Raw genomic sequence first — 14,634 nt, 5'->3', positions numbered from 1 at the left:
CATGGCCGACGGCGACCATCCCGACGAGCGGGGCCACGCACCTTCGCGTGTGGGCACCGTGGCGGCGCTCGCCGTGCTCGCGATCGTGCTCATGCTGCTCGCCGGCGCGGCGGCGGGGCCGTGGAACTGGCCCGATCCCGGGCTGGGGTCCACGGGGACCGGCGGCGAGGAGATGACGCCGTTCTTCCCCACCTTCCCGACCCCGGAGACCGTGCCGGAGGGTGAGGATCTCGGGGCTCCCCCGGCCGGCGAGAACGCGTGGGTGAGGTGGCTCGTGATCGCCACGGTGGCGGCGATCGGGGTGCTGATCATCCTGCTGCTGGTGCGGTTGGTGCTGGCGCTGCGCCGCGGAACCGTGCCGCCGCCCGACCCCCGCGAGGTCGGCACGCCCGGGGCCGACGAGCTCGTCGACGCACCCGCCATCCAGGAGGGCATCGCTGCCGCCCAGCAGGCGCTCGCCTCCGAGCGGCCCCCTCGCGACGCGATCGTGCGCGCCTGGATGGCGCTCGAGGAGGCAGCCGGCGACGCGGGTGTGGCGCGCAGGCCCGCCCAGACACCTACGGAGTTCGCGGCGGTCGTGCTCGCCCGCACCGAGGCCGACGACGCCGCCGTGGCGGTGCTGCGACGCCTCTACACCCGCTCCCGGTTCTCCGAGGCCGAGATCACCCGTGACGACGCGACGCAGGCCCACGTCGCACTCGAACGGATCGCGGCATCGTGGGCGGCCGTGCAGGTGCCGCGGTGACGCGCGGCCGGTGGTGGGCGGTCGCGGGCACCGGCGTCGGGATCGTGGGGATCCTCGCGCTGATCGGCTCCGACCTGCCGCACGCGCTGCTCGGCGGGCTGCTGTGGCTGATCGGCGTGCTCGTGGTGATCCACCTGGGCGTTGGGCAGCGCGTCTCCCTCCCCCGGCTTCCGTTCGACAGGCGCGACGGCGCCAGGACCGAGGTTGCCTCGCTCTCCTGGGCGCTCTACGGCAACGAGGGGGTCACGCCCCAGGCGGCGCGCCAGCTGCGGCACCTGTGCCGCGACGGGCTCGCCGAGGCGGGGATCGATGTCGACACACCGACCGGCCGGGCACGCGCGGCCGAGCTGCTCGGTGACCCGCTCACCGCCTTCGTCGTCGACCCCGACTCCCCACCACCGCCCGTCAAGGCTGTCCGGACCGCTGTGCACGCGCTCGAGAACCTGGAGAAATCCCTATGACAACCCCCGAACCGCTGCCGGTGCCCGAGGTCACGAGGATCGGTCAGGAGGTGCTGCGTGAGGTCGGCACCGTGATCGTGGGCATGGAGGGGCCGCTGCGCACCGCGCTCGCCGCCGTGCTCGCCGGCGGCCACGTGCTGTTCGAGGACGTCCCCGGGCTCGGCAAGACGCTCGCGGCCCGCTGCCTGGCAGGGGCGCTGGGCCTGGAGTTCCGGCGGTTGCAGTGCACACCGGACCTGCTCCCGGCCGACATCACCGGCTCCTACACCTACGACCCGGCCACCTCGGAGTTCGTCTTCCGGCCCGGGCCGGTGTTCACGGGCCTGTTCCTCGCGGACGAGATCAACCGCACCGCACCCAAGACCCAGTCCGCGCTGCTGGAGGCGATGGCCGAGAAGCAGGTGACGGTCGAGGGCAACTCGTTCCCGCTGCAGCGCCCCTTCCATGTGCTGGCGACCTCGAACCCGGTCGAGTACGAGGGCACCTACCCGCTGCCCGAGGCCCAGCTCGACCGGTTCATGGTCCGCATCGGCGTGGGCTACCCGAGCGTCGAGGGTGAGGTCGACGTCCTCATGCGACGCCTGCAGCGCCGCCGCGAGGAGGCCGGCGTCAACCAGGTCGTCGACTCGCAGACCGTGCTCGCGATGCAGGCGGGCGTCGAGACCGTGACGGTCGATCCCGACGTGGTGCGGTACTGCGTCGACCTCGCCGCGGCGACCCGCACGATGACCAACCTCGAGGTGGGGGCCTCGCCCCGCGGCTCGCAGGCGTTGATGCTCGTCTCGCGCGCGGTCGCCGTGCTCTCGGGTCGCGACTTCGTGACTCCCGAGGACGTCAAGGAGATCGCCGTGGCAGCGCTCGCGCACCGGCTGACGCTGACACCGGCTGCGTGGGCCTCCGGGGTCCAGCCTGGCGACCTCGTGACGAAGATGCTCGACGAGGTTCCCGGACCCGCGACGGTCGGTCGCGCGTGATCCTCACGTCGGGTGCCACCGCCACCGCGCTGGTCGCGGTGGTGGTGCTCGCCATCGGCGTCGCCGGTGGCCGCCCCGACGTGGCGGTGCTCTCGGTGCCGTTCCTGCTCATGGTGCTGTGGGCGGGGCTGACCCGACCCCGGCGACCGGGAGATCTCGAGGTGCGGGCGACCTCCGAGCACAGCGAGACCGGCAAGGTCCGGGCGGAGGCGGTGCTCGCGACCAGTCGCGGTGTCGAGGCGGTGCTGCTGCGCGTCTCCACGCAGGGGTACCGGCCGAAGGAGGCGCTCGTCGCGGCCGGGAAGGAGCGGACGATCCCGCTCTCGCTCGAGACGTCGCGGACCGGCGTCCACGACATGTTCCGGGTCGACTGGATGGCTGAGTCCTTCGGCGCGATGCTGCTGTCGGCGCCCGCGAAAGCCGGGCCGATGCCGGTCGCGGTGCACCCGGTGGCGCGCCCGCTCAAGGACATGCCGCTGCCGTTCCGGCTGCCCGGGTTGACCGGCACCCACACGTCCCGGCGCGTGGGCGAGGGGTACGAGACCCACGACGTGCACGAGTTCGCACCGGGTGACCGGCTCCGGCGGATCGACTGGCGAGTGAGTGCGCGGCGGGCCATCGACACCAGCACCGGTCGCCTCGGCACCCTCTACGCACGCCGCACGTTCGCGACCGCCGACGCCACCGTCATGATCGTCGTCGACTCGCGCGACGACGTGGGCGAAGACGTGTCCGCGTGGGCGGGTGGCGTCGACGTCCGGATGGACGAGACCACCTCGCTCGACATCGCACGCGAGGCAGCAGCGGCGATCTCGCGTGCGTACCTCGACCTGGGCGACCGCGTGGGACTCGACGACCTCGGCCGACGACGACGCCCGGTGGCACCCGCTGCGGGCCGGCACCAGTGGGAGCGGATCCAGCAGCGCCTGGTCCGGGTCGCGCCGGAGGGCTGGCCGGACAAGCGGCACCGCCCACCGCAGCTCCCCTCGGGTGCGCTCGTGGTGCTCTGCTCGACGTTCCTCGACGACGAGGCGGCCCGGATCGCGCGGCAGTGGCGTTCGTACGGGCACCGGGTGATCGCCGTCGACACCCTGCCCCGCGTCAGCACCGCCTTCCTCAACGGCTTTCAGGAGACGGCGCTCCGGCTGCTGCTGCTGGCGCGCCGGCAGCGGCTGCGCGCCCTCCGGCGCACGGGCGTCGAGCTGGTCGACTGGTCGACGAGCACCGCCGTCGAGCTGCACGCGCTGGCCCGCACCCGCCAGCGCGGGGGTGCGCGATGAACCTCGGGAGCCTGTTCGAGAGCGGACCCCGGCGCCGGCCGCGGCCACCGGTCGCGATCGAGCTGGAGCGCAGCGTCCCGGCCTGGCTGCTGCGAGGCATCTCGGCCGCGGTGATCGTGCTCGGTCTGATGCCGGTGGTCGACGACGTCGTGGTGCCGGTGCTCGCGGCCGTGGCGATCATGATCCTGCCGCACCCGGGCGTGGTGGCCGGGCTGGTGGCGATCGGCGCGGCGTGGGTCTGGGGCCAGCCACCCGACCTGCTCACGTGCGCGGTGTTCGTGCTCGTGCTTCACCTCGTCGCGGTGCTGGCACGGCTGACGGCGCCGCTGCCCCCGACCGGGCGGGTGGAGCTGGCGCTGGTGCTGCGCGCGCTCGGGGCGTTCGCGGTGCTCCAGCTGCTCACGCAGGCGATGGTGGCGCTCAGCTTCGCGGCCATGGCAGGGTTCCCGACCTTCAGCTGGTTCGCCGTGCTCGCGGTCGCGGGCATCGCGGTCGCCGTCTTCGCAGGTGCGCGGTGGGTGGTCCGGAACACCCAATGAGATCCCCGCCTCAGGCGATGGCGATCGCTGATAGGCAGTCCCCTGGTGATCCGAGGCGCGCACTTGCGCGCGAGGGCACCGGTCTGGATGGATAGGGCCATGACGATCGGGACCACCTGGGCGGGGACGTACACCTTCGGCGCGGGCCGGCTCCACCTCCCGAGCGCTCTCGAGCAGGCGCAGCAGATCGTCGCCGATGCGACCCGGATCCGCGCGCTCGGTTCGCGTCACTCCTTCAACGATCTCGCGGACTCCCCCGGCGACCTGATCAGCCTGCGTGAGGTGCCGCTGCCGCTCGAGGTCGACGCCGAGACCGGCACAGCGACGGTCAACGGCTCCCTGACATACGGCGCCGTGGCCGAACAGCTCGACAGCGCCGGGTTCGCGATGCCTGCGCTCGCCTCGCTGCCGCACATCTCGATCGCCGGCGCGGTCGCGACCGCGACGCACGGCTCGGGTGACGCCACCCCTAACCTGGCGGCGATGGTCAGGGGCGTCGAGATGATCGGCGCGGACGGCGAGCTGCGCTGGGTCGAACGAGGCGATGACGACTTCCCCGGCTCGGTCGTGGGGCTGGGTGCGCTGGGCATCGTGACGCGGCTGCGACTCGCGGTCGAGCCCACGTTCCAGGTGCGTCAGGACGTCATCAACGAGGTCACCTGGGCCACGGTCACCAGCCGGTTCGACGAGATCACCGCAGCCGCGCACAGCGTGAGCATCTTCACCAGGTGGGCGGAGGACGCCGTCGACCAGATCTGGCTCAAGAGCCGCGACGACGTGGCGCCCACCGAGCTGTACGGCGGCGCGCCCGCCACCGACCACCAGCACCCGATCCTCGGCATCGACGCGATCAACGCGACCCGACAGCTCGGTGCCATGGGTCCCTGGTACGACCGCCTCCCCCACTTCCGCATGGGCTTCACACCGAGCAACGGCACGGAGATCCAGAGCGAGTACCTGCTGGACCGCCAGCACGCCGTCGAGGCGATCGAGGCGCTCCGCGGAATCCGCGAGCAGCTGACCGGGATCCTGCAGGTGTGCGAGATCCGCACCATGGCTGCCGACGACCTCTGGCTCTCGGCCGCCTATGAGCGCGACACGGTCGGCTTCCACTTCACCTGGGAGCGCGACCCGGCCGCGGTCGATGCGGTGCTGCCCGCGGTGGAGCGGGTGCTCGCCCCCTTCGACGCCCGACCGCACTGGGGCAAGTGGTTCGCGATGGACCGCGCTGGTCTCGAGCAGGTGTTCTCCAGGATCGGCGACTTCCGCACCCTCGCGGCCCGCGTCGACCCCGACGGTGTTTTCCGCAACGCCTACCTCGACCGGCTGGTCCTCTGAACGCCAGCCAGCGTCGAAGGCGAGCGCAAACGTCGAGGGCGTGTGGTGCACGACTCGCCCTCGGCGTCGAGGCTCGCCCTCGGCGGGACGGGGGCCGGGCCGGGCCGGGCCGGGCCGCTGATGCTTCCGGCGGAAACGCAAAAACCGCCAGACAGATACTGTCTGGCGGTTTCGCGTTTCGTGGCGGGGGCGGGAGCCGTCGTCACGACCAGCTCGTCCCTCGCTGGGCGCTCCGCCTCCCAGCATCACGCCCCCCACGAACGCAAAAACCGCCAGACTTCGTCTGGCGGTTTCGCGTTTCGTGGCGGGGGCGGGATTTGAACCCGCGACCTCCGGGTTATGAGCCCGGCGAGCTACCGAACTGCTCCACCCCGCGTCGGTGCTTCTACTGTACGTGGCGGCATGGACCAGAGCAAATTGAGGGCGGCGCGGGTGCGGGAGATCACACCCGCGCCGTCGATCCCGATCAGCCGGTCGCTTCCTCGGTAGCACCGTCGGTCGCCTCGTCGGTCGCGCCGTCCGTCGCGCCGTCCGTGGCGCCGTCGTCGGTCGCACCCTCGGCCGTGCCACCAGCGATCTCCTCCTCGGCAGCGATCGCCGCCTCGAGGGCCGCCTGCAGCCGCTCCTGCGCCTCGCCGTAGCCGGCCCAGTCGCCCTCGGCGAGCGCCGCCTCGGAGTCGGCCAGTGCCTGCGCGGCGTCCGCGAGCGCGTCGCTCAGGCGCTGCTGGGCGTCCGCGTCGGGCTCGGTGCCGCCGTCCCCGGGATCGGTCGGGTCCTGAGGATCGACGTCGGCGTCGCCGGCCTCGGCTCCGGAGTCACCACCGAAGACCTGGTTGAGGGCCTCGTCCAAGGTCGCGGCGTAGCCGACCGAGTCGCCGAAAGCGACCAGCACGCGCCGCAGCAGCGGCAGCGAGGTGTCGCCCGCTGACGACACGTAGACCGGCTGCACGTACAGCACACCGCCGCCGACCGGAAGCGTGAGCAGGTTGCCCAGCTGTACCCGGGAACCACCCTGGGCGATGATGTTCAGCTGCTCGGCCACCTCGGCGTTGGAGTCGAAGTTGTTCTGCACCTGACCCGGTCCGGGCACCGTGAGGTCACGTGGCAGCTCCAGCAGCCTGAGCGTGCCGTAGTCCTCGTCCACGGCTCCGTCCTGGCTGCCGGTCTCGGAGTTGACGGCCAGGAACCCGGTCAGCACCTCTCGCCCGCTGATGATGAAGCTCGTGCTGAGCGAGAAGGACGGCACATCCTGCCCCGGCATCTGCAGCGTGAGGTAGTACGGGGGCTGGGCGACCTCGCTACCCGCCACCGGGTCGTTCGGGACGGTCCAGAAGTCACCGCGGCTGTAGAAGGTCGAGGCGTCCGTCACGTGGTAGCGGGTGAGCAGCTCGCGCTGCACCTTGAACATGTCCTCCGGGTAGCGGAGGTGGCCCATCAGGTCACCGCTGATCTCCGACATCGGCGTGAACGAGTTGCCGAAGATCTCCTGCCAGGTCTGCAGCACCGGGTCCTCGGTGTCCCACGCGTACAGCGTCACCTCGCCCGTGTAGGCGTCCACGATGGCCTTGACCGAGTTCCGGATGTAGTTGATCTTGTCCGGGATCTCGAACTGCGAGGAGTCGGCGTCGGTGAAGGTGTCCGACGTCGCCGACGCGAAGGTCTCGTGCTCGGAGTAGGGGTAGGCGTTGGAGGTCGTGTAGGCGTCGACGACCCAGACGACCTCACGCACGCCGTCACCATCGGTGTCGACGACGGCGGGGTAGGACTTGCTCTCGAGCGTCAGGTACGGCGCGACCTGAGCCACGCGCTCAGCCGGGTCCCGGTGGAACATGATCTGGGACTCCGAGGTCACCCGGTCGGAGAACAGGATCTGCTCGCTGCCGAACCGTGCCGCGAACAGCAGCTGGTTCCACAGGTTGCCCACCGAGGGACCACCCTCGCCCTGGTAGGTGTAGTTCTGCTGGCCGTTGGCGGCGGTGTCGTCCGGGTAGTCGAGCTCCCACGGGGTCGAGCCCTCGGGTGCGCCCACGATCGAGTACTCCGGCGAGTTCGGGCTGAAGTAGATGCGCGGCTCGTAGTCCCCGAGCGCACCGGTCGTGGGGATACCGGACTGGAAGAACGCCGGGCGGCCATCGGGGTTGAGCCGGTTGCCGTACGCCGCCACGACACCGTAGCCGTGCGTGTACACGGTATGCCGGTTGACCCAGTTGTTGTCGACCTGGGTCATGTTGAGCTCGCGAACCGCGATCACGGTGTCCTGCAGGCTGCCGTCGATCTCGTACCGGTCGACCGAGAGCTGGTCGGGGAACGTGTAGTAGGCGCGGTTCTGCTGCAGCTGCCGGAAGGTGGGTGAGACGATCGAGGGATCGAGCAACCGGATCGAGGCGGTGGACTCCGCATCCTCGCGGAGCTGACCCGCCTCGGCCTCGATCTCCGCCGAGTAGGGCTCCACCTCGACCTCGTCGAGGCCGTACGCCATCCGGGTGAAGTCGATGTTGTGCTGCAGGTACTCCTCCTCCAGCGCCTGCTCGTTCGGGTTGACCCGCACGCCCTGAATCACGGCGGGGTAGATCCCGGCGGCGAGCACACCCGAGACGATCATCAACGACACGCCGATCGCCGGCAGCCGCCACGTGCCGCGGGCACCGGTGTAGAAGAACAGCACCGCGACCAGCACACCGATGATGGCGAGGATCGCGCGCGCCGGGATGACCGCGTTGACGTCGGTGTAGAACGCGCCGTCCCAGCCGTCGGCCTCGCCCAGCTTCGACAGCAGCGAGTAACGGTCCATCCAGTAGTTGGCCGCGATGAGCAGCACGAACACCCCGGCCAGCACCGCGAGATGGATGCGCGCGGCACGCGAGATCCGGTCCCCAGGGCCGGAGACCTGCAGGCCGCCGTAGAGGTAGTGGGTGAACAGCGCGACGGCGGCGGAGAAGAACGTCACCGTCATCGCGAACGAGACGACGAAGCGCAGGAACGGCAACGTGAAGGTGTAGAACGAGACGTCGATCCCGAAGATCGGGTCGTCGACGCCGAACGGCTGGCCGTTGAGCGCCAGCAGCATCGGCTGCCACTGGGTGCTCGCTGCCGAGCCGGCGAAGAAGCCCGCCACCAGCGGACCGGCGATGAACACGACCCGACGCAACGGCTCGAACGCCTCGCGGTAACGGTCGAGATCGCGCTGCTGCGTCGTCGTCGGCACATACATCGGCCGATGCTTGTACGCCAGCCGCAGGTTCACCCAGATCGCTGCCCCCATGAGGACGCCACCCACGAGGAAGAGCGCGGCGCGGCTCAGCCACTGGGTGCGCAGCACCTCGGTGAAACCGACCTGGGAGAACCAGAGCCACTCGGTCCAGAACCTGGCGAAGATGAAGAACAGCACGACGATGCCGCCCACGATGAAGAGCGTGGGCAGCAGGGCGCCGCGGCGGCCAGCGGCCGGGCGTCGTTCGGCAGAGATACAGATCACCTCGGGAGGAAGGGCACCGCTGGACGCGGCGGAAGTCGGGCGAGCGAGCGACATCGCTCCACAGGGAGCAACGCACGAGTCGCCCTGGAAGTTTCCCACATCGCGCCGGTGGTGCCACGATGAGGCGGATGGAGCACGACCAGACCCAGGATCAGGCACGCGGCGAGGCGCTGCGGCTCGCCGTCATCGACATCGAACGACACGTCGCACGAGGCGGGTGGGACGCTCCTACCGCGGTGTTCGCGCTGGTCCGCACCACCGAGGCGCTCGCCCGCACACCCGAGCTCGCGGAGCAGCTGCCTGCCGACGCGATCGCCCTGGCCAAGGACAACCCGCACCACCTGACCTCGATCGAGCAGGAGGGCCTGCCCTCGTCCGCCGATCTCGAGCAGCTCCTCGCCCAGCTGGCGTGGCCGGAGTCCGTCGACGGCGCAGCGGTGGTCGTCGAGCGGATCGTCGTGCCACCGGAGGCCGCCGAGGCTGCGGAAGACATGTCTGTCGAGCAGCTGATGGCGCACCCGCAGCGGCAGGACGTCCGCATCGCCGCCGGGGTGCTCCGCACCGGCGAGTCGTGGTGCGCGCTGCGCAGCCGCGCCAACGACTCCGACGACAACGTGGGCGGCTCCCCCGACGCGGTCCCCGGCCTCGTCGAGGCGATCAGCGCGACGCTCGCGGAGTGAGCCGACCTTCCCGAACGAGCCGGCTCAGCAGCTCGGCAGGTCGGCGCTGCCGCCCGCCGCGATCGCCTCGACCGCGGCGCGTGCCCCCTCGAGGGTGCTGACGCCGACCACCTGGAGCCCGTTCGGGACGTGACCGACGACTTCGGCGCAGTTCGCGAGCGGGGCGAGGAAGTACTCCGCGCCGCCTGCGCGCGCGGCCGCCAGCTTCTGCCGGATCCCCCCGATGGCCCCGACGTCGCCGCCGAGGCTGATCGTCCCGGTACCGGCGATCGAGTTCCCGCCGGTCATCTCCCCGGGGGTCAGCTTGTCGATGATCCCGAGCGCGAACATCGTGCCGGCGCTGGGACCCCCGATGTTCTCGATCTCGATGTGCACATCGACCGGGTAGTCGAACTCGCCGGCCAGGAAGACGCCGAGCACGCTCCCGCCCGCGCCGTCATCGCCCGTGACGATCGGGAGGCTGGTCACCTCGCCGGCGCGCTCGACCTCCAGCTGCACCGTGGTGCCCGGGTCGGTCCGTTCGAGTGCGTCGTCGAGATCGGCGTAGGTGGCGACCACGGTGCGCTCGCCGCCGACCTCGATGCCGGTGATGACGTCGCCGTCCTCGACCGCGCCGTCGGACCCGGAGCCCGCCTGCACGCCCACGATCGTGAGCCGCGCGGGCACGTCGTGCCCGAGCGCGGTGAGCGCGGCCACGGTCGCGTTCTGCTGCGAGGACAGCATCTGCTGCTGCGACGCGTCGCTGATCTGATCCTGGGTCTGGCTGGTGTCGAAGAAGCTCTCGACGGGCGCGACCATAATGTCCGGGGATATCCAGCCACGGATCACCCCGCCCGCGTCGACCTCGTAGCCCGGGCCGCCCGCCGTGGTGACGGTGGTGAGGAACAGGTGCCCCGACGTCGGGTACGTCTCGGTGCCCTCGACGGTGATCAGCTCGACGTCGCCGCTGCTCTCGAGCGTGTCGACGATCGGACCGGGTGCGCGCACGCCGTACGGCACGTCGACAGTCATCATCGTCAGCAGCAGCGCGAACGTGACGACGGCAGCCCCGGTCATCGTGATCAGCCGCGGGGTCACCCCCCACCGGCCGAGCCGGGTGCGCAAGGTCGAGGCCATGTGCGCCATTCTCGCCGACGACGGCGGCCGGTCCTGACACGGGGGCTCTCCCCCGCATCCGTGCGCCCTGAGCGAACCTGGCAGCCCGATCCAGCCGCGGTGGTGCGACGCCGCGTACCGTCGGAGCATGGATGATCGCGAGCAGTGGCGGCGGATGCTCGAGTCGGTTCTCGGAGCCGAGGCAGCCGAGGAGGCGATGCGCGCGCTCGAGGCGAGCGGCGCCGACCCGGCCGAGTGGGCGAGGTCCACCGGCTTCGGCAACAACCCGCAGGCGCTGGCGGCCGCCATGGCCCAGATGCAGCGCATCCTCGCCTCCGACGACGGCGGTGAGTCCGACTGGCGGTTCGCGCACGACGTCGCGCGCCAGGTCGCCCATGCCGGTGGCGACCCGAGCGTGACCGCCGCCCAGGCGCAGAAGGTCCGGTCGGTGCTCACGGTCGCGGACCTCTGGCTCGACGCGGCGACCGACCTTCCTCCCGCAGGCGGTCCGCACGTGGCCGCCTCCCGGGCCGACTGGGTGGAACGGACGCTGCCGACGTGGCGTGCGGTCGCGGACCCGATCGGGGTGTCGGTGGCGGAGGCGCTCGCGCGCGTGCTGTCCGATCAGCTGGGCGGCGACGAGCTGCCCGAGGAGATCGGAGCGCTGCCCGGCGGGATGGACCTGCCCAGGCTGATCACCAAGCTGGGACGGCTCGGTTTCGCGATGCAGGTGGGCCAGGGCTCCGGCACGCTGGCACGCGAGGTCTTCGGCGGCACCGACACCGGGCTGCCGCTGCTCTCCGGCAGCGAGCTGCTGCTGGTCCCCGCGAATGTCGAGGCGTTCGCCGAGGGGCTCGACGCCGAGACCGACGAGGTGTGGCACTTCCTCGCTGTCCGTGAGGCGGCGACCGCGCGCCTGTTCACGCACGTGCCATGGCTGCGGGCGCACCTGCTCGGGGCTGTCGAGGCGTACGCCCGCGGTATCGAGATCGACGCCGAGCAGATGGAGGAGGCGGTCCGCTCGATCGACCCCACCGACGTGGAGCAGCTCCGCGCCGCGATGGGGCAGGGCATTTTCTCGCCGCAGCGCACACCCGACCAGGAGCGCGCGCTGCTGCGGCTCGAGACCGCGCTCGCACTCGTGGAGGGCTGGGTCGAGGAGGTGACAGCCGCCGCCGTCGCACCGCACCTGCCGCACGCCGTCCCGTTGCGCGAGATGCTGCGCCGCCGGCGCGCCGCCGGCGGCCCGGCGGAGGACACGTTCCGCCAGCTGGTCGGGCTGGAGCTGCGCCCGCGGCGCGCCCGTGACGCCGCCCGCTTGTGGGCGGTCATCGCCCGCGACCGCGGCGTGACCGGACGCGATGCGCTGTGGGCCCAGCTCGATCTGTTCCCCACCACCGAGGACCTCGATCAGCCGGAGCTGTTCGGCGACCGCCACGCCGAGGACAGCGACATCAGCGCCGACCTCGACGCTGCCCTCGAGGCCATCCTCAACGACGCTGGCGGGGATGACGCCCCGCAGGAGAACCCTGCCGACGAGGACCCTCAGCAACCGAAGGACTGAGTCAGTCCAGCTCCGGCTCGCTCTCCGGGTCCGCGTCGGGATCGCTCTCGGCGTCACGGTACGAGATGCCGTGCAGGAAGCCGCGCGCCCGCTCGGTGTGCGGGTAACGGTTGACGACGTCCCAGAACTGCTGGTTGTGCCCGCTGACCACCAGGTGCGCGAGCTCGTGCACCAGCACGTAGTCGATGACCCAGCTCGGCATCCCCTGCAGCCGGTGGGAGAGCCGGATCGTCCCCTGCGCCGGTGTGCAGGACCCCCACCGACGGCCCTGATTGGTCACCCACGCGACCGAGCGGGGCCGGACGCCCTGCGGCAGATAGGTGGCAGCCAACCGGTCGGCGCGGGCGGCGAGATCGTCATCGCTCGGACGGCGACGCACCTCCTTGGCCATCACCCGCTTGGTCATCTCCGCGACCCAGTGCTCCTCCTCGGCGCGCGTGAACCGCGCGGGGATGGCGACGACCAGCCGGCCGTTCTCGCGGAACGCCGACACCGTGCGCCGCCGGCGGGAGCTGCGGCGCACCTCGATCTCGGGGGCGGGTGAGCTGGGCACCTGCCGAGTATCGCAGCGGGCACCGACACTCCCGTCGCGCTATCCACAGCCCGTGGGCCGGCGCGGTTCATCCACAGATCGGACGGGCACCCTCGCACCCCGGGCGGCTGCGTGCCACGCTCGCCAGATGCCAGCAGCCCGCTACCTGCGACCGGGCGTGAGGGTGCTCTGGCGCGAGCCCGGGACGTCACAGGTCGGGATCGACCCACGCTGCGCCGTCGTGCTCGACGACCTCGACCCCATCCAGCAGAGCCTGCTGGAGCAGCTCCCCCGGCTCGGCGGTGAGCCCGAGCTCAACGTCTACGCCCGCACCCTCGGGGTCGGTCGCGCGCCGGTGCGCGCGCTCATGGACCGGCTCGAGGAACGTGGCTACCTGATGAACGGCGTGCCGCTGCACGACACCTCGGATGATCGCTACTGGCACCTGGCCGCGGTCGCAGGGCACGAGCGGACACGTTCCCGGCGCTCCGCTCACGTGGTGGTGAGCGGCCTCGACCAGCTCGGGCTGCGGATCGCACAGATCCTCGCCCAGGCCGGGGTGGGCACCGTGGTCCTCGACGACGCGCGGCCGGTCACGCTCGACGACCTGGGGGTCGCGGGCTACCGCCCGCCTGACCTGGCCCTGCCGCGGCAGGAACGAGCCTTCGCGCTGCTGCGGTCCGCCTCGCCGATGACGGCGCTGAGCGCAGCGGCGGGCGCCCACCCCGACCTGGTGGTGCTCGTCCAGCACGGCGCGGTCGACCCGGTGCGAGCGCGACCACTGATGCGCGAGGACATCGCCCACCTGCCGGTGCTGGTGCGGGAGGTCGACGTGGTGATCGGGCCGCTGGTGCGGCCCGGTGACGGTCCGTGCCTCCGGTGCCTCGACCTGCACCGCACGGACGAGGACCCCCGGTGGCCGGCGGTCGCCACCCAGATCACCACCAGCCCACCCGAGGGCACGGAGACCTCGCTCGCGTGGCTCGGTGCCGCGCTGGCGGCGCACCAGGTGCTCGCGGTCGCCGACGGCCGGGGCGTGCTGGTGGCGGGGACCTCGCTCGAGGTCAGCGCGACCTACCCGCTGCCCCGCTACCGCGAGTGGGCGGTGCACCCGGACTGCGGATGCGCTCAGCTGTCGCTGCCGCCGGCGCGCTCCGGGCACGACGACGCCGCCGTGGCACCCGTGGGGCACCACGACGGCGGGTCGTGACGCGAGCCGGTCACGCTGCGCTCCAGCGCGCGGCCTCGTCCTTGCGCGGCCGGCCCCGACCCCGCTTGCGCGGGACCACGCGGCCGTCGATGAAGACCTCCCCGCCCCAGACGCCCCAGGGCTCGGCGCGCTCGATCGCGCCCTCGAGGCACGACGCCTTGAGGGGGCACTCGGCGCACATGGCCTTTGCTCGCTCGACGTCGTCGCCTCGTTCGGCGAACCACAGCTCGAGGTTGGAGGGGTCCTGGCAGGGAACTGAGAGGTCGGGCTCGGCGGTCGCCGAGGGCGACGGCCAGCTCGTCGCCGACCCAGAGATCGTGTCGAAGATTGATGTGTACTTCACGGGGTGCTCCTGAGGCACTCGTTCGGTCAGCCGGTCTGGCCGGCGGTTGAACGACCTCGTCCCGCCATCGATGGCGAAGATGAGGGTCAGCCGCGGGCCTGATGCTCCGCAGCTGATCGCGAGAGATGCGTCAGGAAACGGAGCCGGTGGAGGCGCTACGGGTCTGATCGACCGCGCCGCCCGTGGGGATGGGCAGAGCGCCCAGTCCCCTGTTGCGGATACCTCGATCGAAGAGGACGCCGCGTGGGGCGATCGACGGGCCGTAGGCCTTCATCAGATTCATCACAGCGAATTCCACCTCCTCTTGATCGGGGACCCTCATGCTGGCTAGGCCAGGTCCGACTCACAGAACGGGCATGACGTTACACCCCGCTGCGGAGGGGTCCAAGGTATTTATC

General features: G+C 71.5%; 13 protein-coding genes and 1 tRNA gene. 9 read left to right on the top strand and 5 right to left on the bottom strand.

Features of this window, described 5'->3' with window-relative positions; genetic code table 11:
- The first annotated feature begins 1 nt into the window (after position 1).
- The 6 genes from GPA03_RS12920 (at position 2) to GPA03_RS12895 (ending at position 5,337) form a co-directional block, all read left to right on the top strand.
- Positions 2–745, top strand: coding sequence for a DUF4129 domain-containing protein (locus tag GPA03_RS12920; RefSeq protein WP_241681302.1), 744 nt, complete (start codon positions 2–4; stop codon positions 743–745).
- The gene (locus tag GPA03_RS12915; RefSeq protein ID WP_156252403.1) at positions 742–1,206 is read left to right on the top strand and encodes a hypothetical protein; all 465 of its coding nucleotides are present in this window, start codon (positions 742–744) and stop codon (positions 1,204–1,206) included. Before GPA03_RS12920 ends, GPA03_RS12915 begins: the two co-directional genes overlap by 4 nt.
- Entirely contained in the window at positions 1,203–2,180 is a 978-nt protein-coding gene (locus tag GPA03_RS12910; RefSeq protein WP_156252402.1) for an AAA family ATPase, read from the top strand. Before GPA03_RS12915 ends, GPA03_RS12910 begins: the two co-directional genes overlap by 4 nt.
- Positions 2,177–3,460 carry a DUF58 domain-containing protein gene (locus tag GPA03_RS12905; RefSeq protein WP_156252401.1) on the top strand — a complete coding sequence of 428 codons (1,284 nt, stop codon included), beginning with the start codon at positions 2,177–2,179 and terminating at the stop codon, positions 3,458–3,460. Before GPA03_RS12910 ends, GPA03_RS12905 begins: the two co-directional genes overlap by 4 nt.
- Positions 3,457–3,999: a hypothetical protein gene (locus tag GPA03_RS12900; protein ID WP_156252400.1), complete on the top strand. Its 543-nt coding sequence runs from the start codon at positions 3,457–3,459 to the stop codon at positions 3,997–3,999. The genes GPA03_RS12905 and GPA03_RS12900 overlap by 4 nt, the downstream gene beginning before the upstream one ends.
- 99 nt (positions 4,000–4,098) lie before the next feature.
- Positions 4,099–5,337 (top strand): D-arabinono-1,4-lactone oxidase, encoded by a 1,239-nt coding sequence (locus tag GPA03_RS12895; RefSeq protein ID WP_156252399.1) that lies wholly within the window; start codon positions 4,099–4,101, stop codon positions 5,335–5,337.
- A gap of 302 nt (positions 5,338–5,639) precedes the next feature.
- Here the strand turns inward: GPA03_RS12895 and GPA03_RS12890 are convergent.
- Positions 5,640–5,713, bottom strand: a tRNA-Met gene (locus GPA03_RS12890).
- A 90-nt stretch (positions 5,714–5,803) separates the two neighbouring features.
- A complete protein-coding gene (locus GPA03_RS12885; RefSeq protein WP_156252398.1) occupies positions 5,804–8,866 on the bottom strand; it encodes a UPF0182 family membrane protein in 3,063 nt (1,020 codons plus the stop codon).
- 74 nt (positions 8,867–8,940) lie between these two features.
- Here GPA03_RS12885 and GPA03_RS12880 point away from each other — a divergent pair, with 74 nt between their 5' ends.
- Complete coding sequence (locus GPA03_RS12880) at positions 8,941–9,492, top strand: PPA1309 family protein (protein ID WP_156252397.1); 552 nt, start codon at positions 8,941–8,943, stop codon at positions 9,490–9,492.
- A gap of 24 nt (positions 9,493–9,516) precedes the next feature.
- Here the strand turns inward: GPA03_RS12880 and GPA03_RS12875 are convergent, their stop codons facing one another.
- Positions 9,517–10,608 carry a YlbL family protein gene (locus GPA03_RS12875; RefSeq protein ID WP_241681284.1) on the bottom strand — a complete coding sequence of 364 codons (1,092 nt, stop codon included), beginning with the start codon at positions 10,606–10,608 and terminating at the stop codon, positions 9,517–9,519.
- Positions 10,609–10,735: 127 nt separating this feature from the next.
- Between GPA03_RS12875 and GPA03_RS12870 the strand changes: the two genes are divergently transcribed.
- Positions 10,736–12,151 (top strand): zinc-dependent metalloprotease, encoded by a 1,416-nt coding sequence (locus tag GPA03_RS12870; protein ID WP_156252396.1) that lies wholly within the window; start codon positions 10,736–10,738, stop codon positions 12,149–12,151.
- Position 12,152: 1 nt separating this feature from the next.
- Here GPA03_RS12870 and GPA03_RS12865 read toward each other — a convergent pair whose 3' ends face one another.
- Entirely contained in the window at positions 12,153–12,704 is a 552-nt protein-coding gene (locus GPA03_RS12865) for a M48 metallopeptidase family protein (protein ID WP_156252395.1), read from the bottom strand.
- A gap of 127 nt (positions 12,705–12,831) precedes the next feature.
- Here GPA03_RS12865 and GPA03_RS12860 point away from each other — a divergent pair, with 127 nt between their 5' ends.
- Positions 12,832–13,893 carry a hypothetical protein gene (locus tag GPA03_RS12860; RefSeq protein WP_156252394.1) on the top strand — a complete coding sequence of 354 codons (1,062 nt, stop codon included), beginning with the start codon at positions 12,832–12,834 and terminating at the stop codon, positions 13,891–13,893.
- Between the two features lie 10 nt (positions 13,894–13,903).
- On the opposite strand, the gene GPA03_RS12855 is transcribed toward GPA03_RS12860, so the two are convergent.
- Positions 13,904–14,236, bottom strand: coding sequence for a WhiB family transcriptional regulator (locus GPA03_RS12855; RefSeq protein WP_156252393.1), 333 nt, complete (start codon positions 14,234–14,236; stop codon positions 13,904–13,906).
- Between the last annotated feature and the right edge of the window lie 398 nt (positions 14,237–14,634).

Origin of the sequence: Pseudactinotalea terrae (assembly GCF_009733845.1) — a bacterium.
In the GTDB taxonomy this organism is placed as follows: Bacteria; Actinomycetota; Actinomycetes; order Actinomycetales; family Beutenbergiaceae; genus Pseudactinotalea; species Pseudactinotalea terrae.
Note: the sequence above shows the minus strand (reverse complement) of the source record. Positions and strands in the feature narration are given on the sequence as shown.